Annotated in this window: 21 protein-coding genes; 8 read left to right on the top strand and 13 right to left on the bottom strand. The window is 48.8% G+C overall.

Going from position 1 to position 21,098, the window contains the following annotated elements; translation table 11 throughout:
* Positions 1-152 precede the first annotated feature (152 nt).
* On the bottom strand, positions 153-629 hold the full coding sequence (locus tag KNO79_RS01665) for a DUF305 domain-containing protein (RefSeq protein WP_074035791.1): 477 nt from the start codon (positions 627-629) through the stop codon (positions 153-155).
* 168 nt (positions 630-797) lie between these two features.
* Between KNO79_RS01665 and KNO79_RS01660 the strand changes: the two genes are divergently transcribed.
* Genes KNO79_RS01660 through KNO79_RS01650 form a run of 3 tightly spaced genes read left to right on the top strand, consistent with a single transcriptional unit; the run spans position 798 to position 3,242 of the window.
* On the top strand, positions 798-1,136 hold the full coding sequence (locus KNO79_RS01660; protein ID WP_214690448.1) for a hypothetical protein: 339 nt from the start codon (positions 798-800) through the stop codon (positions 1,134-1,136).
* Between the two features lie 25 nt (positions 1,137-1,161).
* On the top strand, positions 1,162-1,836 hold the full coding sequence (locus KNO79_RS01655; RefSeq protein WP_012727305.1) for a response regulator transcription factor: 675 nt from the start codon (positions 1,162-1,164) through the stop codon (positions 1,834-1,836).
* Positions 1,833-3,242, top strand: a complete 1,410-nt coding sequence (locus tag KNO79_RS01650; RefSeq protein WP_214690447.1) for a sensor histidine kinase — start codon at positions 1,833-1,835, stop codon at positions 3,240-3,242. The genes KNO79_RS01655 and KNO79_RS01650 overlap by 4 nt, the downstream gene beginning before the upstream one ends.
* A gap of 18 nt (positions 3,243-3,260) precedes the next feature.
* On the opposite strand, the gene KNO79_RS01645 is transcribed toward KNO79_RS01650, so the two are convergent.
* Positions 3,261-4,205, bottom strand: a complete 945-nt coding sequence (locus tag KNO79_RS01645) for a F510_1955 family glycosylhydrolase (protein WP_214690446.1) — start codon at positions 4,203-4,205, stop codon at positions 3,261-3,263.
* A 58-nt stretch (positions 4,206-4,263) separates the two neighbouring features.
* On the bottom strand, positions 4,264-6,276 hold the full coding sequence (locus tag KNO79_RS01640) for a heavy metal translocating P-type ATPase (RefSeq protein ID WP_159562948.1): 2,013 nt from the start codon (positions 6,274-6,276) through the stop codon (positions 4,264-4,266).
* Positions 6,277-6,406: 130 nt separating this feature from the next.
* Here KNO79_RS01640 and KNO79_RS01635 point away from each other — a divergent pair, with 130 nt between their 5' ends.
* From KNO79_RS01635 to KNO79_RS01620, 4 genes are all read left to right on the top strand, one after another.
* A complete protein-coding gene (locus tag KNO79_RS01635; RefSeq protein ID WP_251125265.1) occupies positions 6,407-7,885 on the top strand; it encodes a multicopper oxidase family protein in 1,479 nt (492 codons plus the stop codon).
* A gap of 155 nt (positions 7,886-8,040) precedes the next feature.
* Positions 8,041-9,186 carry a sensor histidine kinase gene (locus KNO79_RS01630; RefSeq protein WP_214690444.1) on the top strand — a complete coding sequence of 382 codons (1,146 nt, stop codon included), beginning with the start codon at positions 8,041-8,043 and terminating at the stop codon, positions 9,184-9,186.
* A gap of 97 nt (positions 9,187-9,283) precedes the next feature.
* Positions 9,284-9,427 (top strand): hypothetical protein, encoded by a 144-nt coding sequence (locus KNO79_RS01625; protein WP_026825140.1) that lies wholly within the window; start codon positions 9,284-9,286, stop codon positions 9,425-9,427.
* 91 nt (positions 9,428-9,518) lie between these two features.
* A complete protein-coding gene (locus KNO79_RS01620; protein ID WP_159562951.1) occupies positions 9,519-10,604 on the top strand; it encodes a GGDEF domain-containing protein in 1,086 nt (361 codons plus the stop codon).
* Positions 10,605-10,643: 39 nt separating this feature from the next.
* Here the strand turns inward: KNO79_RS01620 and KNO79_RS01615 are convergent, their stop codons facing one another.
* From KNO79_RS01615 to KNO79_RS01585, 7 genes are all read right to left on the bottom strand, one after another.
* Positions 10,644-11,318 (bottom strand): glycerophosphodiester phosphodiesterase, encoded by a 675-nt coding sequence (locus KNO79_RS01615; protein WP_074035776.1) that lies wholly within the window; start codon positions 11,316-11,318, stop codon positions 10,644-10,646.
* Position 11,319: 1 nt separating this feature from the next.
* On the bottom strand, positions 11,320-12,627 hold the full coding sequence (locus KNO79_RS01610) for an ABC transporter substrate-binding protein (protein WP_196431251.1): 1,308 nt from the start codon (positions 12,625-12,627) through the stop codon (positions 11,320-11,322).
* Between the two features lie 16 nt (positions 12,628-12,643).
* On the bottom strand, positions 12,644-13,453 hold the full coding sequence (locus tag KNO79_RS01605) for a carbohydrate ABC transporter permease (RefSeq protein WP_047794841.1): 810 nt from the start codon (positions 13,451-13,453) through the stop codon (positions 12,644-12,646).
* Positions 13,450-14,355, bottom strand: a complete 906-nt coding sequence (locus KNO79_RS01600; RefSeq protein ID WP_214690443.1) for a carbohydrate ABC transporter permease — start codon at positions 14,353-14,355, stop codon at positions 13,450-13,452. Before KNO79_RS01600 ends, KNO79_RS01605 begins: the two co-directional genes overlap by 4 nt.
* Positions 14,352-15,443, bottom strand: a complete 1,092-nt coding sequence (locus KNO79_RS01595) for an ABC transporter ATP-binding protein (protein ID WP_159562953.1) — start codon at positions 15,441-15,443, stop codon at positions 14,352-14,354. The genes KNO79_RS01600 and KNO79_RS01595 overlap by 4 nt, the downstream gene beginning before the upstream one ends.
* Positions 15,440-16,036 (bottom strand): glycerol-3-phosphate responsive antiterminator, encoded by a 597-nt coding sequence (locus KNO79_RS01590; RefSeq protein ID WP_074035768.1) that lies wholly within the window; start codon positions 16,034-16,036, stop codon positions 15,440-15,442. Before KNO79_RS01590 ends, KNO79_RS01595 begins: the two co-directional genes overlap by 4 nt.
* 191 nt (positions 16,037-16,227) lie before the next feature.
* Entirely contained in the window at positions 16,228-17,709 is a 1,482-nt protein-coding gene (locus KNO79_RS01585) for a cryptochrome/photolyase family protein (protein ID WP_214690442.1), read from the bottom strand.
* Between the two features lie 64 nt (positions 17,710-17,773).
* On the opposite strand from KNO79_RS01585, the gene KNO79_RS01580 reads away from it, so the two are divergent.
* Positions 17,774-18,403, top strand: coding sequence for a class I SAM-dependent methyltransferase (locus KNO79_RS01580; protein WP_214690441.1), 630 nt, complete (start codon positions 17,774-17,776; stop codon positions 18,401-18,403).
* Between the two features lie 108 nt (positions 18,404-18,511).
* On the opposite strand, the gene KNO79_RS01575 is transcribed toward KNO79_RS01580, so the two are convergent.
* The 3 genes from KNO79_RS01575 to KNO79_RS01565 form a co-directional block, all read right to left on the bottom strand.
* Positions 18,512-19,450, bottom strand: a complete 939-nt coding sequence (locus tag KNO79_RS01575) for a sensor domain-containing diguanylate cyclase (protein ID WP_214690440.1) — start codon at positions 19,448-19,450, stop codon at positions 18,512-18,514.
* Positions 19,451-19,587: 137 nt separating this feature from the next.
* On the bottom strand, positions 19,588-20,283 hold the full coding sequence (locus KNO79_RS01570) for an N-acetylmannosamine-6-phosphate 2-epimerase (RefSeq protein ID WP_012727331.1): 696 nt from the start codon (positions 20,281-20,283) through the stop codon (positions 19,588-19,590).
* A 5-nt stretch (positions 20,284-20,288) separates the two neighbouring features.
* Entirely contained in the window at positions 20,289-21,092 is an 804-nt protein-coding gene (locus KNO79_RS01565) for a MurR/RpiR family transcriptional regulator (RefSeq protein ID WP_214690439.1), read from the bottom strand.
* Between the last annotated feature and the right edge of the window lie 6 nt (positions 21,093-21,098).

Genomic DNA, 21,098 nt, shown 5'->3' with positions numbered 1-21,098 from the left:
ATTATCTAACTGAAAAAATTTTACCACCAAAACGAACCGACAAATATGTCATTTATATTTCAAATAAAGGAAAACAAATTATAACTTACTTTCTTTATTTTTCCTTTTCAACATACAAAAAATGCACAGCCGTTTTCGACTGTGCATGTCTGTTACTCACGATTTTCCTCGGCGTTCTCCTCTTCATCCTCTAAATCTTCAATCAATCGCTTCATCTCTTCAATTTCACGGCGCTGTGCCTTGATGATTTCTTCAGACAATTCTTTCACGCGTGGGTCTTCAATTTCAGCGCGTTCACTTGTCAAAATGGCAATCGAGTGGTGAGGGATCATCGCTTTCATCCAACTGACATCATCGACGGTCGTCTGGCTACGTACGAGCCAAAGCGAGGCACTGAAGACGAGAGCACTGACCCCTAGGATGATAAAGTTAACTGTTTTGTTCTTATACATCCCCCACATGAAGAGAAGCATGACGAACGCCATGACCGATCCCATGATGAGTGCCATGTACAACCTCGTCTGACTAAAGAAGATATGATTGAACTGAAACACGTTCAAATACATGAGCCAATACATAATGAATGTCGAGACCGCAATCATGATTCCAAATTTACCGTACTGTTTCATCTTATTCATCCTTTCTTATTGTGCGTATAAAAACTCTTTTTCCTACTTGTTCTATACTCAAACCCGCCTATTTCTCCGTCTAATCGTACTCTTAACGCTTTTCACTTCTTTTTCACAAACATCGGGTACACTAGTGAAATTGAGTTCATGCAAGGAAGGAGAACGATGATGCAAGAGCGGACATTGCGTGACGTACTGGCAACACTTGATACTGTTTTATCTTGGTCCTATCTCGATCACCCGGAAGAAATGACAATTCGCGGAATCGGAACGACACCAGAAAAAATAAATAAAATGTTTTTATATATATGCAAGCGCCCAATCAATGAACGTGGCGTCGATTTAGTGAGGGCCGCCATCCGAAATGGTGCAGTAGCCATCGTCACGGATCGACCGATTGACGCGAGAGTACCCGTCATTTACTGTCGAGACGTCGAACGCGCACGTGAACAACTACAGACTCTTTTCGCCATGGAAGGAAATCACGCAAAGCACACGGAACGATAATAATAAGAGGAAGGAGGAATGCAAGATGAAGATTCTCATCGTAGACGATGAAGAAAAAATGAGACATTTGATTCGTTTGTTTCTTGAAAGTGACGGCTACTTTTGCATCGAGGCGAGCGATGCCCGTTCCGCACTCGACAAAATCGAAGAGCGACCGGATCTCGTCCTTTTAGATATTATGATGCCAGAAGTAGATGGGATCTCACTTTGTCGTCAGTTAAAGACGATGGATCCGGCATTACCTGTCGTCTTGTTGACGGCACGTTCAGACAATGAGACGACCATCCAAGGATTAGATGCTGGAGCGGATGATTACGTCACCAAACCGTTCGATGGGAACGTGCTCCTCGCTCGTATTCGTGCCGTCTTGCGCCGGACCCGTGTCGTCAACATCCAATACGGACCACTACGTTACGATGAGGAGAGCGGACGCGTTTTGTATGAAGAACAAGAGATTGTCCTCACACCAAAAGCGACGGCCATCTTAAAATTGTTCCTTCAGCACCCGAATCGCCTCTTCAACCGCCTAGATTTGTTTGACCTTGTCTGGCCCTATTCTGCAGAATCCGACCCACGCACCGTTGATGCGCATATTCGTATGATTCGAGAAAAGTTAGGCGATGCAGGATTCCCGATTGATGATTATTTAAAGACGGTATGGGGACGTGGCTATCGATGGACCGAGGAGCGTTCCGGATGAAGCGAGGTCGTAACAGTCTACCGTTTCGCATCAGCCTCGTCTTTCTTCTATCCACCCTATTGATTGAAGGTGTGTTGTTTCTTCTCCTCTATCACACGCTTCTCGGTGAACGTGTTGTAGAAGAAATCAATCGCCTTGAATCTCGGGCCGAGAGCCATGCGAGCGTATTAGCAATGAATTTTTCCGAAGAGACGATTGATCATGTAGCGACTATGGAAAGTGAGACCGATACGAAAGTCGCCATCACTGATCCCACGCATCATCTTCTTCAGACTTCACGCTTCTTTCCCCAAGTCCTTGCCGATACAGTCGATTCGAAAAAACAAACTGGCTCCTTCGACGACACGACTGTCCTAGAGAACGACTGGGAAAACGAACCGTATTTGATCGTTCGTACGCCAATCACAGATGATACCGACAGACGGTATGGATACGTCTATATGTTTTTACCGACTGAAATCATTCATGGAATTAGCCATCGGCTCCAGTGGCGATTCCTATATATCACAGCGATCGCGCTCGTGACGACCGTCTTGACGTTCATCCTCTTGAGTCGATTGATTTCAAAACCGATCCAATCATTAAAACAAGCAACGGAGAATGTATTGACAAACCCAGACGATTTACAGTTACCGACCAATCGTGTCGACGAAATCGGTGAATTAGCGCGTGCCATCGAATCGATGTCAGTGGAACTATCCAGACTACGGCGGGAACGTCGTCAGTTCTTATCCGACCTATCGCATGAAATCAAGACCCCTCTCACGTACTTGAGGGGTTACGCCGAAATCGCTTCGAAAGAAAGTACGCCCGAATCGTTACGCAAGCAATCGATTCAGACAATCTTAGATGAAAGCCGGTCGCTCACAGAACTCGTCGAAAATGCGTTTCAACTGGCACAGCTCGATGAGAACACGTTCTTATTGCATCGAGAAGAAGTGACCGTCACAACGTTTTGTGCGGACTTACGTCGAATGCTCGATACAATGTTCCGGATGACGACGATTCGCTTCGATGCTTCGTCGAACGCGGGACAACAAGACATCGCTCTTACATTGGATCGGCACCGGATGCTCCAAGTCTTCCGCTCAATCGCCCATAATGCGATTGAGCATAGTGAGGCCTCACATGTCTCCCTGCGTTCAAATGTCACGGACACTCACCTGATCCTGACCATTATAGACAATGGGAAAGGCATTCCCGAAGAAGATTTACCGCACATTTTTGACCGCCTGTATCGTGTGGAAAAATCACGGTCCCGACAGACTGGCGGGAGCGGCCTCGGACTCGCCATCGCTGACCAAATCGTCAACCGTCACGGTGGAGAATTGACAGTCACGTCTGATGTATCGGGCACTTCTTTCACCGTCACGATTCCACTCGACAAAAAGACGCCTATCCTATAATGGAAAGGCGTCTTTTAATCAATTGAGCTCACCTTTGTCGAGGCGCATCTCCCATTCCCCGTCTGTAAACTCATATACGCTGTTATCCGATGTAACAAGCAACATGCGCTCCTCGTTGACTGCCAATTCGATTGGCACAACGTCCGCTTGAAGCTCTGGAAGATTGAACGTCTCTGTCGACTCATCGTCTAAGTTGAAACGAACCCCTTCGAAAGAACCATCTGTCTGTCGTACGTATGCCAGCTGCCCCTCATCCGCTCCGACCGTGACAACTTGTTCTGCTTCAACAAGTGGCTCGAACGAATCTCCAGAGTCATTCGAAACGAGGATGCCGGACGGCCCGTACAAGAAGACGCGCTCCGCATCCGTCGCATCGGCGACGATTCCTGCCACTTGCGCTTCCTCTATCCCTTGTACCTGCATCGGTTCAAATGATTTCCCACCATCGATGGAACGATAAAATCCCGGCTCTAGCTCCGAGGTCGCTTCCTCCAAATAAACGTAGAGTGTACCTGTGGCATAACCGGCACTCATATAGTGGAAATCTGCCTCGCCTTCAAGCGACCGACTCTCGAGTACCGCCCCATGATTTTTTCCATGCATGACCCCAAGTGGATTTTTGAAATCTGTCCGACGATCGGGGTGACCGCTCGCATAAAATCCATCCTCGACGACTTCAAATCCCATGTAGTCATGGCGATTTGTCGGCAGCGTATACCAACCATCTTCTCGATATTCCATCAATCCGGCATGCGTCGCGATGACAAGACGTTCGTCGTCTTGCCAAAATCCAGCTCCGTGGATGTGGGAGACCGTTTCATCGGATCCCACACGTTGCCACTCGTCTTTTGTAGTTGTCGTCACATTCTCGGATTGACTCGTGTCCGACGGTGCGTCTTCTGTTCCACACGCCGACAGGAGCAGTGGAGTCAGGAATAGTGATAGCATTAACGTTCGTTTCATCTCGATCCCTCCATCATTAGCATCCCATCTAGCATACTGACTAAAGGTGAAAGAAATGTTAAATCTTCAAAAGTCGAGCGTTGATTGCGACAATAACTGTGCTTAAACTCATCAAGACGGCACCGATGGCTGGGGACAAGATGATTCCAATCGGAGCCAGCACGCCTGCAGCAAGCGGGATGGCGACGATGTTATACCCGGCTGCCCACCACAAGTTTTGAATCATCTTACGATACGTGTTCTGTGAAAGCTCCAAAATCGATAGGACATCTTTCGGATTACTGCGGACGAGGACAATATCTGCCGTTTCGACGGCAACGTCTGTCCCGCTCCCGATTGCGATGCCGACATCCGCTTGTGCTAAGGCAGGTGCATCATTGATTCCATCTCCGACCATCGCTACTTTGCTGCCATCTTTTTGGACGTCTTTCACTTGGTTTGCCTTGTCGTCCGGTAATACTTCGGCATACACGTCATCGATACCGAGCTGACCCGCGACCCAATGCGCGACCTTCTCGTTGTCACCCGTCAACATGATCGAGCGAATGCCTTTTTCATGAAGTGCCTCGACGGTCTCCTTCGCTTCTTCCCTCACCAGATCGGCCATCGCAATCATCCCGACCCATTCTCCGTCTTTCAAAACAAAGACGACGGTCTTTCCTTCTTCCGAGAGTCGTGCAAACGTCTCCTCATCAATTTGAATGTGTTGATCGCGGATATGTCGCGGACTGACGACTTGAACACGCGCACCGTCAACCGTTCCTTCCAATCCGACACCTGTCATCGAACCGAAGTCGTCGACAGCCGCCAGTTTCAATTCCCGTCTCTCGGCTTCTCTTAAAATCCCTTGCGCGAGAGGATGTTGCGACTCACGCTCAACTGCTCCTGCGAGTTGCAACACGTCTTCTTCCTTATAAGACGAGCTCGCCTGTATGTCTGTGACTCCGAAATTCCCTTCCGTCAGCGTACCGGTCTTATCGAAAATGACGGCATCGAGTCGACGCGCCTCTTCAAATTGAGTCCGATTGCGGATGAGAAGACCTTGTTTCGCCGATAATGCTGTCGAAACAGCGACAACAAGAGGTGTCGCCAGTCCAAGTGCATGGGGACATGAGATGACCATGACCGTTACCATCCGTTCAACCGCCGTCCCGACCGAATATCCGAGCATGAACCAAACCGTGAACGTGATGACTCCAGCGGCAATTGCGATATAGAACAAATATTTTGCCGCCCGATTCGCCAAATTTTGAGCCCGTGACTTCGATTTTTGTGCCTCACTCACCAATTCAATCACTTTTGACAAGTACGTTCTTTCTCCCGTACCAATCGTTTCAATCGTCAAGCTCCCTTCTTGGTTGATCGAACCCGCAATGACATCTTCACCTTCTGTTTTTTCGACCGGTACCGATTCGCCGGTCAACATCGACTCGTCGATGGTCGTTCGTCCTTTGATGATTTTCCCGTCCACGGGTACCTGCTCCCCCGGTTTGACGAGGATTCGGTCTCCTTCCTTCAGTTCAGAGATGGGAACGTCTTCCGTTTCTTCCCCATTGATGCGATGCGCCTCGTTCGGGAGCAGTTGTACGAGTTGTTCTAACGCATTTGATGCCCCCATGACCGAACGCATCTCAATCCAGTGACCGAGTAGCATGATCACAATCAGTGAAGCGAGTTCCCAAAAGAAGTCATGCCCACTTCCGTATCCAAAGACGACAGCTGCGCTATAAAAGTAAGCGACGCTAATCGCCAAGCCAATGAGCATCATCATGCCCGGGCTACGCTCTCGTAGCTCTTCCACACTTCCTTTTAAGAACGGCCATCCGCCGTATACATATACAATCGTCGCCAATACAAATAAGATTGTCTTTTCAAGCGGAAAATCGAGTTCAAACCGCAGCCATTCTTGAATCATGTCCGATAACAATAAAATCGGAATCATCAGTCCGAGCGATATGAAGAAACGTCGTTTGAAATCATCAATCATATGCTCGTGTCCGTGTCCGCCATGATGAGACTCGTGACTTCCCTTATGATATTCATGATGTTGATCGTGTGCATGTTCCATCATTCATCCTCTCCTTTACACGAATTGTATACCCCCATATGGTATATAATTAAACAGATTTGGACTTTCATGTTTCTTTCACAATTAGGTGGTACAACAAAGTGAGGACTGAACAATGAAGGAGTGTTATAGAATGAAATCGAAAGGAATGTGGTTTCTGTTGACGGGGATTTTAATTGGGGGCATCTTCGTTTTACTAGTCGTCCTCTTCAACGGGACATGGAACCATAACAACAATATGGACCAAAATCATATGATGGGAAACGATTCGGCAACGGGTCAGATGGGACACGGAGCGAGGCAAGAGCTCCAAGCATCGGATGAACCGACACAGCCGCTTCCGATTCCGACCGCCTTACAGCCAGATCGTGTCACGGAAGACACGGTCTACTATACGGTGGAAGCAACTAAAGGCACGTCACAATTTTTCAAAGACGGCAAGAAATCGGAAACATTCGGTTATAATGGAGACTTACTCGGACCAATGATCGAGTTACCGAAAGGAAAAACAGTCGTAATCGATACCATCAATCGATTGGATGAACCGACAACGTTCCACTGGCACGGACTCGTCATTCCTGCCGACATGGACGGGGGACCTCATCAGACCGTCGCACCAGGTGAACGGGCACAAGTTCGACTCGACATCGACCAAGAACCTAGTACGCTGTGGTTTCACCCCCATCCGATGGGTTCGACAGCTGAACAAGTTTATAAAGGGCTTGCCGGTCTTCTTTATGTGACTAACGATACACCGAATGGTCTCCCGAATGAATATGGAGTCGACGACATCCCGCTCATTGTACAAGATCGACGCTTCACTCCTAACGGTGGGTTAGATTATGATGCCCATATGAACGTTGACGGAACGACCGGGGATACAATTCTTGCGAATGGAGCCATCAACACGACGTTCGACGTTCAAACCGAGACGTTACGTGTGCGACTAGTCAACGGTTCGAATGCGCGCGATTTTGATTTTACGTTATCTAACGAGGCCGAGATGACGCAGATTGCGACAGACGGAGGACCGTTAGAGCGCCCGATTCCCTTAAGAACCATCACGTTGACACCAGGTGAACGGGCCGAAGTGCTGATAGATTTTTCACAAGTTGAAGATGTCGCCGCCTTAAAAGCGGACGGAGTGACATTCACTACGTTTCGTGTCGGTGAACTCGACAAGGCGTCCATTAAGATTCCGGTGACCGAGACGATGGAGCGCTCGACAGATAAGACGGCAGATCGACGGCTCACCCTTTTTGGAATGGGTAACATGGTTTCAATCAACGGAAAGACCTATGATCCGGAGCGTATCGACATCGAAGCGAAACGCGGAGACACCAAGGTATGGGAAATTGAAAATAAACCAGATATGATGGGTGGGATGACACATCCCTTCCACATCCACGGCGTCCAGTTCCGAGTCATTAGTCGAGACGGCAACCCACCATCCGATCAGGAAAAAGGGTGGAAAGATACGGTAGCCGTCGCTCCAGATGAACGAGTAAAGATTGAAATCACCTTCACGAAAACCGGCACATTTATGTATCATTGCCACATCCTCGAGCATGAAGAAAATGGGATGATGGGACAAGTAAAAGTGACCGAATGACCGACACCTCTCTGTTCTATCAGCGGAGAGGTGTTTTGTATCCGTCCCGATTTCGATACGTTTCTGCTAGGACTATTGCCTGTATAGGGATTCCTTCTCGAATGTCGTATACTTATTGTGAATGCATGTACAAATGTTCGCGAGGAGGTAGGTCCATGCGCCGATTCCATAGGATTAGGCAGAAACACTCCGCTCGTCAAAAACAGCAACGCCACACGTTCTCCATCGCTTCCATCGTGGAAGAAGTACAGGATGCGATGTGTTATATCGATTTCTCAAGATGTCGTCTGTATTCGAATGATTCTCTTCGGCAATGGTACCCTTCGATGACAACACAATCTTTTGACACATTGGAAACATTGACTCGTTATTTATATGCCACGTTGGAACAGCATGGGGCGGATTCCGCACAAGTCATGCACCTCATCCAGGAATTGCTCGAATGTGCGACTGAAACGGATCCAAGGATGACCTCACGTCGTCTGCGTTCTAATGACAAGACGCTACATTTGATTTTCAACTTCACGCGCACACCACGTGGCGTTTTCATCATGTGGCGCGACCAAACAGAAGCTGTCCGCTTTGAAGAACGTAAAGACAGTTTCCTTGCCGAACTGTCTCATGATTTCCGCACGCCATTGACTGCCATCCATGGCTATACGGAGCTACTCATGACACGCCATCAAGGTTCGGAAAAGTCGTATCAGATGCTAACACAAGTCAAACAAGAATCGGAACGGCTGGAGCGGCTCGTCGATAATTTCCTCGATTATCAAAAAGAGCGCTACACGGCTGACCAACTGACCGTGACGACGTTCGCACTCCGTCCTCTTTTAGAGGATGTCATGTCGAGCTATCAGACGACCTCCCCGCTTCATACAGTGACATTTGAAACGAATGATGTCTCGATTCAAGCAGATGAAGAAAAGTTACGGCAATTGCTCCATAACCTCATTGGTAACGCCATCAAGTACTCTCCTGACGGCGGTACGGTCCATACGAGAGTATTTGAATGTGCTGGCACAATCATCTTATCTGTATCCGATACCGGCATCGGGATTCCGGAAGAAGCACTTCCATACGTATTTGATGAATATTACCGTGTCGAATCCGCTGCCCACCAATCGATCAAAGGAACCGGTCTCGGTCTACGAATCTGTAAACGAATCGCTGAAGCCCATGGTTGGGGAATTCATGCGTACTCGGTATACGGAGAAGGCACCACCTTTACGATCGAGCTCCACACCAGACAGAGTTGTTCATTGCAATCATCACCTAAACATTCGGTTTCGTTCGACTGATTTAATCGGTCGAACGTTTTTTTAATTTGTTTCGATTCAAGAATGAAGCGCCTTCGTTTTGGGAATAAAGAAGTGTCGAAGAGAGGAGGAAATGAAGATGAAACAACGTGGCTACTTATCGATTCCCGTCGCGGTCGTATTCGCCGTCGTTTTCGGGCTCACCCTCGATAATTGGTGGCTCGGCATTGGAATTGGCATCGCTATGTTTTTTGCGTTTCGAGGAACAAAGAAGAAAGCGTGAAAAGATAATGAACATTTACACACCTTCAGATTGACAATTATTTGAAGACTGCTACCGTTAATGTATAGTCTATGAAAAAGGTCGTGAAGGAATGACGCTCACCGTCTTGTTGCTCAATGCTTGTGTCGCATTCACCGGATTTTATATCATCTCGAAGATTTATCATTCTTCGCTTTTTAATTCGTACCGTCTTCGTAGTTCTGTGATTGGAATACTCGCCGGTGCACTCGGTCTGTTTTTGATGTATAACGCCGTAGAAGCTAACGATATGGTCCGTGTGGATTTACGTCACTTACCGCTCGTGTTGCTTGCTTTTTATGGTGCTCGTTTTCCTTTATTCATTGCGACACTTGTCATCGCCAGTACACGATTCTTGTTCGGAATGACCGAGCAGGCCGTGATTGCGTTTATCGCGACGTTCATCGTCAGCATCGGGATGCTCTGGATTCATCGGCTGCTTCGGGAGCGACTCTTCTTACAGAGTATCTTTTTGAACGTATGGGCGCTCTTCATTATTTCGATTGCCGTCTATATCAATATGGGTTGGAGCACAGCCTATGTATCCCTTGTCTTGTCCATTTGGATGATTGGCATGCTCGTCGGTCTACTCTCGAGCATCCTCACCATCGACCTTGAACAAACGACCCGCCGTGCCATCGAGTACAAACAGTCGTCTGAACGAGACCATTTGACCGGTCTATACAATCGACGTGTGTGGGATCGATATACGGCTTCCATCGGGCAAGAGAATCGGACGTACAATGTACTCGCGCTCGATATCGATCATTTTAAACATGTGAACGATACATATGGTCACGGAAACGGTGATCTCGTCTTACAACAGTTCGCCAACATCTTAAAAGTCGAGACGCGTGCCCATGACACTGTCGCACGAATCGGTGGCGAAGAATTCGTCATCTTGATGTACGACTTGACGCCAGAGAAGGTAGACAAAGTGGCCAACCGGATACGAGAACGGATTGCTGCTGAACTATTCCACTTGAACGATTTTCCACCGATTCAAATCACGACGTCCGTTGGGGTCGCACACGGGACCTCGCTTCCCATCAAGCGGATGGTAGATCTCGCTGATTCGGCGCTTTATCAAGCGAAAAACGAAGGGCGTAATCAAGTTGTCATCTCAACCTATGACACACCAGAACCAATCATGACATGAATGAACCCCGCTCCTTCTCAGGAGCGGGGTTTAGTCTACTCATTTTGTAAACCGTTCAACCTCATCTGTCATGATGGCCGAAACCGTTATCGGGGGAAGGTCCTTCACGTCATTGATCGTGTAGAGCCGTGTCTCGAGCGTCGTCTGTTGTATCTGATCCCATGCTTTCGAACCGATAAATGCAGGCTGGGCGTGAATCGCCTCGGCCCGAATCGTTTCAGCGAACGAGACGGTGTCCGACTCACCCGTGAGTGTCAACACCGCAAGCCGGGCGACTGGTGCCACATCTCGCATTCGGACGAGCGTTTCACGATTGAATGAGGAGAACACGACACGGTCACCGAGTTCAAACTCGTTGACAGCAAACCAAGCGAGACGTTCGATCCCTGGATACGCATATTGATCCGTCTTCAATTCGATGTTCAGGGTGACGTTGCTTCGTTCAATCAGTCCGAGCACCTCTTCTAACGTTGGGATGCGTTCATAGCCGTCAATCTTCAACTGGCGCAACTCCTGAAGCGTCATGTCTTTCACCCATCCCGTTCCATTTGTCGTCCGGTCGACGGTTTCGTCATGAATGACGACGAGACGCCCGTCCTTCGATAGCTGTACGTCCAGCTCGATCCCGTCCACATAGGGAAGAGCTGCCTCGAACGCGGACAATGTATTTTCCGGGTAATTGGCGCTATAGCCGCGATGTGCGTAAATCAACATGTCACTGCCCCAAGGTGGAAGTCGTCTCATCGGCCGCACGCTTCAATGCTTCTTCGACCGACACCCCTTGATACAAACTTTCCATCGCGTTGACGACACTTTGACGTGATTGCGGGAACGTCGAGATGAGCGCTCCTTGTGTCGCCGGTGATGGTTTCGTCTCACTGAGTTGGTCGACCGTCACTTTCAGTTGTGGATATTTCGCCCACATTTCTTTTACGATCGGTTCATTGTATGCTTCCGGATTGATGGCGAAGTAGCCTGTGTCAACATGCCACTGTGCTTGCGCTTCCGTTGAAGCGACATACTTCATGAACTCCCATGCGCCTTCTTTCGTCTCTTCGGCAATGCCATCACCCATCCAGAGCGATGCCCCGCCGATGACGACGCCTTGACGCTCCGCTTCATTCGGTACCGGTAAGTACGATGCGCCGATTTCAAAGTCCGCGTTGTCTGCTACCGTACGGATTCCTGCTGACGAATCAAGGTACATGGCAACTTTTCCAGATTGGAATGCCGCGCGCATGTCGTCCCAGTTTTGACCGACGTTTAGGAATGTCTTCTCATCGTACATCTCTTTGATGAGATTGAACGCGTTCTGTCCTTCTTCGCCATCAAACACGGCTTTCGTCGGGTCTCCGCTTCGTCCATTGTCATTGTCGACATACAGTCCACCTTGTGCGGCCAAGAGCTGTTCAAAGAACCAACCGTAGTTGAGCATCGTGAAGCCGGTCTGACCGTCCGTTGTCAACTTCTTCGCCGCCTCTTTCAACTCGTCATATGTGCGTGGTGCTTTCTCTGGATCGAGCCCTGCTTTTTCAAACGCCTCTTTGTTATAGATGAGGACCGGTGTCGAGGAGTTGAACGGCATCGAGTATTGCTTCCCATCGACCTGATAATAACTCAAGATGTTCTTTTCCCATACGCTCGTGTCAAAATCCTCTTTGTCGATGAACTCTTGAACTGGTGTGATTTTGTTCGAATCAATCATGTATTTCGTCCCGACCTCGAACGTCTGCATGATGGCTGGAGCGTCTTCCGAACCGGCGACCGCATTGAATTTCGTCAACGCTTCCTCATATGTTCCTTGGAAGACCGGTTTGACTTCATAGTCGTCTTGCGAAGCGTTGAACGCGTCGACTTGACTGTTTAAAGCCGTCTCCAAGTCCCCACTCATCGCATGCCAAAAGACGACCTCTGTCTTTCCGTCTTCTGTCGTCGCCGCGACTGGTGCCGCTTCTTCACTACCACATGCCCCGAGTAATAACACCGAACTTGCCAACCCTGCGAATAATCCTAATTTTTTCATTTGTCATATCCCCCTATTATTTGATAGCGCCTTGCGTCAATCCTTCTTGCAAGTGCTTTTGTCCTGCGAACAACAATACAAGTGTCGGAATGATAATCAAGATGACGGCCGCCATGACGACGCCCCAATCCGAGGCGACTTCGTTCGACTGCATCTGTTTGATGCCGATTTGGACCGTCCGCGCCTGTTCCGTGTTCGTGACGAGAAGCGGCCATAAGTACATATTCCAAGTCGTCAAAAAGCTATACACCGACAATGTGACGAGCGGTGTCTTCGAGACCGGCAAGACGACGTTCCAAAAGAATCGGAAGCGACTGATCCCGGCAATTTGGGATGCCTCGTACATTTCATACGGAATCGTTTTGAACTGTTGCCGAAGTAAAAACGTCCCGAATGCGAGTGCGAAGAACGGCACAGACAGTCCCCAAACACTATTCAGCCAACCGAGCGACTGGATTGTCAAAAAGTTCGGGACCATCGTCGCTTCCCATGGCACCATCATCGTCGCCAGGAAAAGCATAAAGATGAGCCCTTTTCCTTTAAAGTCGATGAAGACGAACGCGAATGCTGCAAGACTCGATAATACGACCTGTCCAACCATCACGAGGAGCGCGACAATCAAACTGTTGAGCAGGTACGTCATCATCGGGATGCGTTCGAACGCGGCCACATAGTTTTCCAATGAAGGTTCACGTGGAAGGAGATGTCCCTGGAGCACTTCCTTCCCGTCCATCAGACTGATCGAAAACGCATAGGCGATTGGAAACAGCATGACGACGGCACTCAAGATGAGTAAGACATAGACGCCTATATTCCGTAATCTCATTGGTAATGCACCTTCCTTTCGACCAGTTTGAACTGTAGCCACGTCAACAGAAGGACGGCGATGAATAAGAGCACGGCCTGGGCACTGGCACTGCCGACGTTATAATTGATAAACGCATCTTTGTAGATGGCATAGACGATGACATTCGTCGCATTCGTCGGTCCACCTTTCGTCAATAAATCAATCTGTCCAAACGTCTGGAAGGCGTTGATGAGTGAGATGATCCCGACGAAGAAAAGTGTCGGTGACAACATCGGGATGGTGATGGCCCGAAGTTGCGTCCAATAACTCGTCCCGGCAATGTCCGCACTCTCATACAACGTCCGATCGATGTTCTGCAGACCGCCGAGTAGAATCAAGAACGTGAAGCCGATATTCATCCAAACGGTCGCAAGTGACACGGAAAGGAGCGCATATTGTGGATCGAGGAGCCACTGTACACCACTTGCCCCCACAGCCTCGAGGAACCGGTTGAAGATACCAATCGACGGATTGTACATAAACATCCAGATGACCGATGACGCCGCGACGCTCATCCCCATCGTCGCCGAGAACGCCGTCCGAAAAATACCGATCCCTTTCAGTTTCTCATTGGCGAGGAGTGCGAGACCGAGCGCAATCAAAATCGTGAGCGGGACCGTCAAAAGGACGAATCCGACTGTCGCCTGAATGCTTTGCCAAAATGCCGCACTCGTGAACAAATTGCTATAGTGCCCGACTCCGACAAAGTCGAGTGGTGTCCCCTGTGTGTCGGTCCGGAAAAAGCTTAAATAAATCGTTCGCAACAGTGGATAGACGAGGAAGACACCAAACAAGATGATAGACGGAGACAAGTACAACAATCCGCTCGCTGCGTCAGATAGCCGCGTCCGGACTTTCTCTCTCGGTAAGGCGACCGTCATTGGAACACCTCCAACGCCTCAAACAGTTTCGGTTGTCGTGGCTCAATGCGCTGTCCGTTCGTATCAAATAGCGACATCTGTTTCGGATCCACATAACACGCCACTTTTTCGCCGACCGTGAGCGGCCATTGCCCCGGCCATTTTGCCAACCATTCATTCCCCCCGATGTCAAAAGCGAGAATTGTCTCGGTCCCGAGCACTTCAATATTCTTCAGTTCTGCGTAAAACGTCACATCTTCATCCGCCGGCTTGATTTGCTCAGGACGGACACCGAGTGTCGCCTGTGACATCTCCGTCAATGTGTTCGGATCAAACATTCGCCCGTCTGATGCCATCCAGCCTTTTTCTTGTCGTGTCACGTCGACTAGATTCATCGGAGGTGATCCGATGAAAGAAGCGACGAATGTATTCGCTGGTTTATTGTATAGGTCGAGCGGCTTCCCGACTTGTTGCACTTCCCCCTCATTGAGGAGCATGATGCGGTCTGCCATCGTCATCGCCTCGACTTGGTCGTGGGTGACATAAATCATCGTCAATCCGAGTTTGCGCTGTAACTGACGGATCTCTGAACGCATCTTTGCCCGTAGTTTCGCATCCAAGTTCGAAAGCGGCTCATCCATCAGGCAAATGGGTGCCTCGGTCACGATGGCACGTGCCAAGGCGACACGCTGTCGCTGACCACCGGAGAGTTCGCGCGGTTTCCGTTTTAAGTAATCGGTGAGCCCGAGTGTCTCCGCCGCCTGTAGGCAACGCTCCCGCTGTTCAAGCTTCGTCAGTCCTTTCGTATGTAGACCGAACGTGATATTTTTCTCAACCGTCATATGTGGGTAAAGGGCATAGTTTTGGAACACCATCGACAAGTGACGCTCACTCGGCTTCATCCCGTTTGCTGCCACTCCGTCGATGCGAAGCGTTCCGCTTGTGATGGATTCGAGCCCGGCTATCATCCGAAGCATCGTACTCTTCCCGCAGCCGGACGGACCGACGAGTGCGAAGAACTCTCCTGCTTCAATCGTCACGTCAATCCCTCGAATGACTTCCGTCTCCCCGAATGATTTCGCCAGTTGTTGTAGTTGTATCGATTTCATGCTAATTCCTCCTTCTGACTTTGTACGTGCCAAAGTCGTTCATCCCCGGTCGATACGGCGAATGCCCCATGATCGAGGGCGCGATGCACGTCAATCGGTTGACGAATCATGCCACCTGTCACAATCGGAAAAGAGACGTCCCGGGAAATCTTCTCGACGACGCTCGGAATCAGACCAGGCATGAGTTCAATCGCATCCGGTTGTTGCGCCTCGGCGAGCTTGAGCCCGCTCGTGACCGCGTCCGAGTCGACGAGAAAGAGTCGTTGTACCGTCAAGAGCCCCGCTCGCTTCGCATGCTGGAGCACGGATGCTTTCGTCGTGACAATCCCATCGGCGCCGACACGTTTGGCGAGGTAATCGATCCCGTCCCGGTCGAGGCTGATGCCATTGATTCGCTCAGCGTGGAGGAAGACCGTTCGATTCTCTCGCTTCAAGTGCGCCACATAGCGGTCGAGTGTACTGAGCGTTCCCATCATGAGAAACGTCGTCGTCACATCTGTCCGTAAAAACGCCTCGATTTGTTTTGGACTTTTGATGGAGGCAATCATCCGTTCTTGTCCGATTCGTGCAATCGCTTCATTCACTTGAATCATCCTCTCTTCAAAAAAGGACCAACAGAAACGACACGTCATCGACGTACGGGCTTCTGTTGGTCTCTCAAAGGTTCTACCGGTAACTATTCACTTGGAGTGAGGGGGTCTCACAGCTCCTATCGTAACGAACGATTGTAAAGACACGATAAAGAAATCGCAAAGTTTCATGAAGAGAACGTAAAAAAACCGATTCACGGGGAATCGGTCAACGTCTGTTCGGCTTTCGCTAAGATATCGGATTTCACATCATCATCCCGTCCTTGCCAATTGCGGACCATCATCTTCATCCGCTGGTTTTTCGAGAATCGTTCCTCGTGACGATCGATGAACCGCCAATAGAGGGCGTTGAACGGACAGGCGTCGTCTTCTGTCGTATGTTTCGGGTTGTATGCGCAATCCCGACAGTAGTCACTCATCCGGTCGATATATTTTCCGGAAGCGACATACGGTTTTGTGGCGAGCTTTCCACCGTCCGCATGAAGGGCCATCCCAAGAACGTTCGGTAAGACGACCCAGTCATAGGCATCGATGTACATCTCGTTGAACCAGTCGCTCGTCTGTTGCGGTGAAATCTCGAACAATGTCGCATAGTTTCCGAGCACCATCAGTCGCTGGATATGATGATTGTGGGCATGCGCGACGACCGGTTTCAAACTTTGATGCAGACAGTTCAAATCCGTCTTCGCATCCCAGAAGAAGGACGGTAAGTCGCGTTCATGCTTGAACGTGTTCACGTCTTCATAACCGGGCATGACAGCGAGATAGACGGCGCGCATATATTCCCGCCAACCGAGGATTTGCCGGACGAATCCTTCAATCGACGATAGCGGTGCATCCGCCTGACATGCCGCATCAACGACTTCTCGCGGTGTCAGTAGACCGATATTGATGGCAGCTGACAACAGGCTGTGCGACATCTCGGGTTCATCCGTCATCATCGCATCTTGATACGGGCCGAACGTCTCAAGACGCTCTTCTACGAACCGTTTTAGCGCACGTCTCGCCTCATGATGTGTGACCGGCCAATGGAACGGGGTCACCTCTCCTGGATGCTCCGAGAACGTTGACTCGACTTTTTCGATGACGTCTTTCGTGATCGAATCTGGACGGAAATGGATGGCAGATGGAATCGATAGTCCTTCTTTCGGTGGTTTTCGGTTATCCGTATCAAATGACCATTTTCCACCGCGAGGCTTCCCGTCTTCGAGTAATACGTCGAATCGCTTACGCATGTAACGATAAAAACGATCCATCCGCCACGGTTCATTTCCGAGCGTCTCGGTCGCTTCCTTTTTTGATAAGTAGAAGAGCGGGACATCCGTATGTTCGACAAGGTGATGTTTCTTACCGAACTGTTTCAGTTTTTTCGCCATCGGTTCGTCCGTGACGGCGGTGATATGAATTTCGTCCGGATTGTACTGTTTCACATGGTTGTCCCACGCCTCTTGGAACGAATCCGCTTCGTGGTAATCTACGGTATATCCTTTATCACGCAATTCTTCCGCAAAGTGGCGCATCGCAGAGAAGATCAGGACGAGCTTTTGTTTATGGTACGGACGCCACGATGCGCGTGATGTCGCCTCAATCATGACGATGACGTCATCTTCTTTCATATCCTTCAACATCGCAAGTTCGTGCGAGAGTTGGTTGCCGAGTATCCAAAATGAACGCATGTTGTTGACTCCTTTGTCTCATCGATGTGCTACAATCGAGCTACTTTCGAAGTGAGGTGATGATGTGTTACCACAAGTGCTACTGAAATGGATTGACAGTCAATACGAGAATCCAAGGGGTCCCGTCGGAAAGTATATCGGGGAAAAGATGGTACGCCAACACCGGGTCGAAGTCGAATGGACGATTGAACAGTTAGACATTCAACCTGGTACAACCGTTCTAGAGCTCGGGTGCGGGGCCGGCGATGCGATGGCGACCATCCTTCAACGACATCCTGACGTACATGTCATGGGTCTCGACCGTTCGAAGACGATTCTCGATTCAGCACGACAGCGTAATCATGCTTCGATGCAAACAAAACGGGCGAAGTTGATTCAAGGAGATTTGCATCAATTTAAGATGATGGACGCATTCGTCAATCACGTGTTCAGCGTTCACACACTATATTTCTGGAGAGATGTCACGACCGTTCTGTCTGAAATCGAACGTGTCTTGAAACCGAATGGCACATTTGTCATCACCTACTGTGACGGGAAAGGTGATGTCGAATGGAACGACATCTCCGATATGATTCGGAATCAATTTATCCCCGCAGCGGTGAGTCTCGGATTCAAGGACGTATCGGTACAACGTGGACCGGACTCCCGTGATTATCATACGGTCGCCGTTATGGGATGCAAACCGAACTCTTAATCACTACCCGTTTTTCATTCGATCCTTTCACGCCAATCGGTTCGTTGGTGCTGAATGCGAAAACAGAAGGCTAAACCAATCGTAATCCATCGGTTTAGCCTTCTGACGTTATTTATAAAACTTGTACGTGTTTTTCCCGCTCGATTTAGATTGATACAGTGCAATGTCTGCCTCTTTCAACAATCGACCGAGGTCCGCCTGTTCGTCGGAATCATATTGAGCGATGCCGATGCTCGCTGATAACGGGAGATGGTCGTCCCATTCTTTCAATACAGACAAGATTTGTTCAGCATACCCAATGACAGTCTCTTTTGATAACGCATGTGCGATTTTTATAAGAAATTCATCCCCACCTAAACGATACACTCTCGAATCAGGTATCGGCTCCATCAAACGTCTCAGACGAAGCGCCACTTCTTTTAGGACAAGGTCCCCTTCATCATGACCGAATGTGTCATTCACCCATTTGAACCCATCTAAATCAATTAAAAACAGTGCCCCACCTTGATTCGGATTCGTCTCAAAATAGTTATTCAAGTAATGTCGGTTATAAAGATTCGTCAATTCATCCCGTGAGGCACGACGTTCGAGTTCTAAATAGTAACTGAACATACGAACCACGCGCTTCAACAAGCGGACACTTTTTGAATCGTACTGGGCGCTTTTATGATTGGCGACACAGAGCGTACCGAAAATATCCCCGTTCTTCGTCAGAATCGGGATTCCCAAATACGACTTGATGTTCACTTCGCGCAGTAATGACTGAAGTCGCGTCGATTCAATCTGCGACTCAATGTCTTCATACATCAAAATTTCTCGTTGATTGAAATCGATTCGATTACATACCGTATCCTTCAAATCAAAGGACATGCCTTCTTCAAGTAGGATAGGAGAATCTTGTGAGGACAGTTTGAGTATATGTTGGGTGTCATTCTCAATTGACGTGAGATAGACTAGTTTATCTGGTACTATTTCTTTTGCTAACTCAATCAAGTCAATCGCTAGCTCATCGAAATTCCGATACATTTGAAACTCATATGAGTGCATATGGCACCTCCACGCTAAAAATCATCCACACTCATTATATCGAACAGTTTGGTCTTTCCCTGTACCGATATATAAAAAATACCTCACGACGTCCATCGCGTCGTGAGGTATTGAATAGCGTCCTGATTGATTCATTCTTACAGCGGACTCTTCACACTCGAAGTGAGCGCTGCATCGAATCGTGCCGTGATTTGATGCGGACGGGTGATGGCTCCCCCTACAACGACCGCGTGCGTTCCTAAATCCATACAACGCTTTGCCATCTCAGGTGTCAAAATATTCCCCTCGGCCACGACCGGCTGTGTCACGTGATCTAACACATCTTTTAAAAACTTGAAATCATCATGGTAGAGAAGAGATCCTTTCGTTTCGTCTGTATATCCGTGCAAAGTTGTCGAGATATAGTCGAAACCAAGGCGATCCGCCTCAATGCAGTCCTCTAGGGTCGCGCAATCAGCCATCAACAATTGATTCGGATAAATCGAGCGGATAGCGTGAACCAGTTCTTGGAGTGACAGGTTTCCCGGACGAGGACGCTTTGTCGCGTCGAGCGCGATGGCGTCCACACCGACTTCCATCAATTCCTCGATCTCTTTCATGGTCGCTGTGATGAACACGTCACTATCTTCATAGTCACGTTTGACGATACCAATAATCGGAACAGTCACGTGTTTTTTTATCTCTTGAATATCCCTCGCTGAATTGGCTCGAATTCCTTTGGCGCCACCTTGAACGGCCGCAATAGCCATCCGTCCCATAATGAATTCACTATGGAGCGGTTCACCTTCTAAAGCCTGGCACGAAACAATCAATCCAGTCGGTAACGTTATCATAATAGTTATTCACTTCTTTCTTTTAAACGATCAAGCGCTTTAAGTGTTTGTAGATAATGCGCTTTTAATGCTTCATTCGTCTCCATCAATGTCTTCGTCACCGCGTCGGCTGTGAAGAGAAGTGGGAGTTGTGTATTAATCAAGAATGCCTCACCGGAGGCACCGGCAGTCAACAACCGATAGTCGACAAGTTCAGCAAGTGGTGAATGTTGATAACCGACGAATGCAACTGTCGTACACCCCGACTCTTTCGCGAGTTGCATCGCCTGGACGACTTCTCGACTTTCTCCACTATTCGAAAAGGCAATGACTACGTCTTCTGACGTGACAATCGATGCGTCCATGACCATGCTGTGACTGTCGAAAGCGGTAGTCGCCAACAATCCCATCCGTCTCAATCTGTATTCCATTTCCTGTGCCACTAGTCCGGCGTTGCCTAATCCGTATAAGTGAACGGATCGGCTCGATGTAATCTCTTTACAAATCGCAAGTAGTTCATCCTGTTCAATTAAATGAGCGGTCGTCTGAATCAATTCAATGTATGACCGCTGCATCGGTTCGAGCGAAGTCGTTTGGGGCAAATTCGTTTCCGTCAACGTCTTTTGCATCATGAGCTTCAGTGAACTATAACTTCCCACTCCGATTTTTTTGCAAAACCGCGTGATTGTCCCTGGTGAAGTCGCAATCGCATTTGCCAAATCAGTAATGTTCATTTCGATTGCCTCATTCATGTTCGCCATCAGATAATCCGCAATCTTTTTCTCACTGCCCGTCATTTCTGAATACACGTGTTTTATTTGCTCCCACACGGTTCT

The sequence above is a fragment of the Exiguobacterium sp. s43 genome (genome assembly GCF_018617255.1).
In the GTDB taxonomy this organism is placed as follows: Bacteria; Bacillota; Bacilli; order Exiguobacteriales; family Exiguobacteriaceae; genus Exiguobacterium; species Exiguobacterium profundum.
The sequence above is the reverse complement of the archived record's forward strand: the minus strand, read 5'-3'. Positions and strand labels throughout refer to the sequence as shown.

Coding starts and splice junctions, on each gene's coding strand:
- KNO79_RS01660 (WP_214690448.1), top strand. CDS start 798: ATGCAAGAGCGGACATTGCGTGACGTACTGGCAACACTTGATACTGTT.
- KNO79_RS01575 (WP_214690440.1), bottom strand. CDS start 19,450: ATGCACTCATATGAGTTTCAAATGTATCGGAATTTCGATGAGCTAGCG.
- KNO79_RS01635 (WP_251125265.1), top strand. CDS start 6,407: ATGAAATCGAAAGGAATGTGGTTTCTGTTGACGGGGATTTTAATTGGG.
- KNO79_RS01570 (WP_012727331.1), bottom strand. CDS start 20,283: ATGATAACGTTACCGACTGGATTGATTGTTTCGTGCCAGGCTTTAGAA.
- KNO79_RS01625 (WP_026825140.1), top strand. CDS start 9,284: ATGAAACAACGTGGCTACTTATCGATTCCCGTCGCGGTCGTATTCGCC.
- KNO79_RS01630 (WP_214690444.1), top strand. CDS start 8,041: ATGCGCCGATTCCATAGGATTAGGCAGAAACACTCCGCTCGTCAAAAA.
- KNO79_RS01645 (WP_214690446.1), bottom strand. CDS start 4,205: ATGAAACGAACGTTAATGCTATCACTATTCCTGACTCCACTGCTCCTG.
- KNO79_RS01655 (WP_012727305.1), top strand. CDS start 1,162: ATGAAGATTCTCATCGTAGACGATGAAGAAAAAATGAGACATTTGATT.
- KNO79_RS01620 (WP_159562951.1), top strand. CDS start 9,519: ATGACGCTCACCGTCTTGTTGCTCAATGCTTGTGTCGCATTCACCGGA.
- KNO79_RS01665 (WP_074035791.1), bottom strand. CDS start 629: ATGAAACAGTACGGTAAATTTGGAATCATGATTGCGGTCTCGACATTC.
- KNO79_RS01585 (WP_214690442.1), bottom strand. CDS start 17,709: ATGCGTTCATTTTGGATACTCGGCAACCAACTCTCGCACGAACTTGCG.
- KNO79_RS01610 (WP_196431251.1), bottom strand. CDS start 12,627: ATGAAAAAATTAGGATTATTCGCAGGGTTGGCAAGTTCGGTGTTATTA.
- KNO79_RS01590 (WP_074035768.1), bottom strand. CDS start 16,036: ATGATTCAAGTGAATGAAGCGATTGCACGAATCGGACAAGAACGGATG.
- KNO79_RS01600 (WP_214690443.1), bottom strand. CDS start 14,355: ATGACGGTCGCCTTACCGAGAGAGAAAGTCCGGACGCGGCTATCTGAC.
- KNO79_RS01615 (WP_074035776.1), bottom strand. CDS start 11,318: ATGTTGATTTACGCACATCGCGGCTATAGCGCCAATTACCCGGAAAAT.
- KNO79_RS01605 (WP_047794841.1), bottom strand. CDS start 13,453: ATGAGATTACGGAATATAGGCGTCTATGTCTTACTCATCTTGAGTGCC.
- KNO79_RS01595 (WP_159562953.1), bottom strand. CDS start 15,443: ATGAAATCGATACAACTACAACAACTGGCGAAATCATTCGGGGAGACG.
- KNO79_RS01650 (WP_214690447.1), top strand. CDS start 1,833: ATGAAGCGAGGTCGTAACAGTCTACCGTTTCGCATCAGCCTCGTCTTT.
- KNO79_RS01640 (WP_159562948.1), bottom strand. CDS start 6,276: ATGATGGAACATGCACACGATCAACATCATGAATATCATAAGGGAAGT.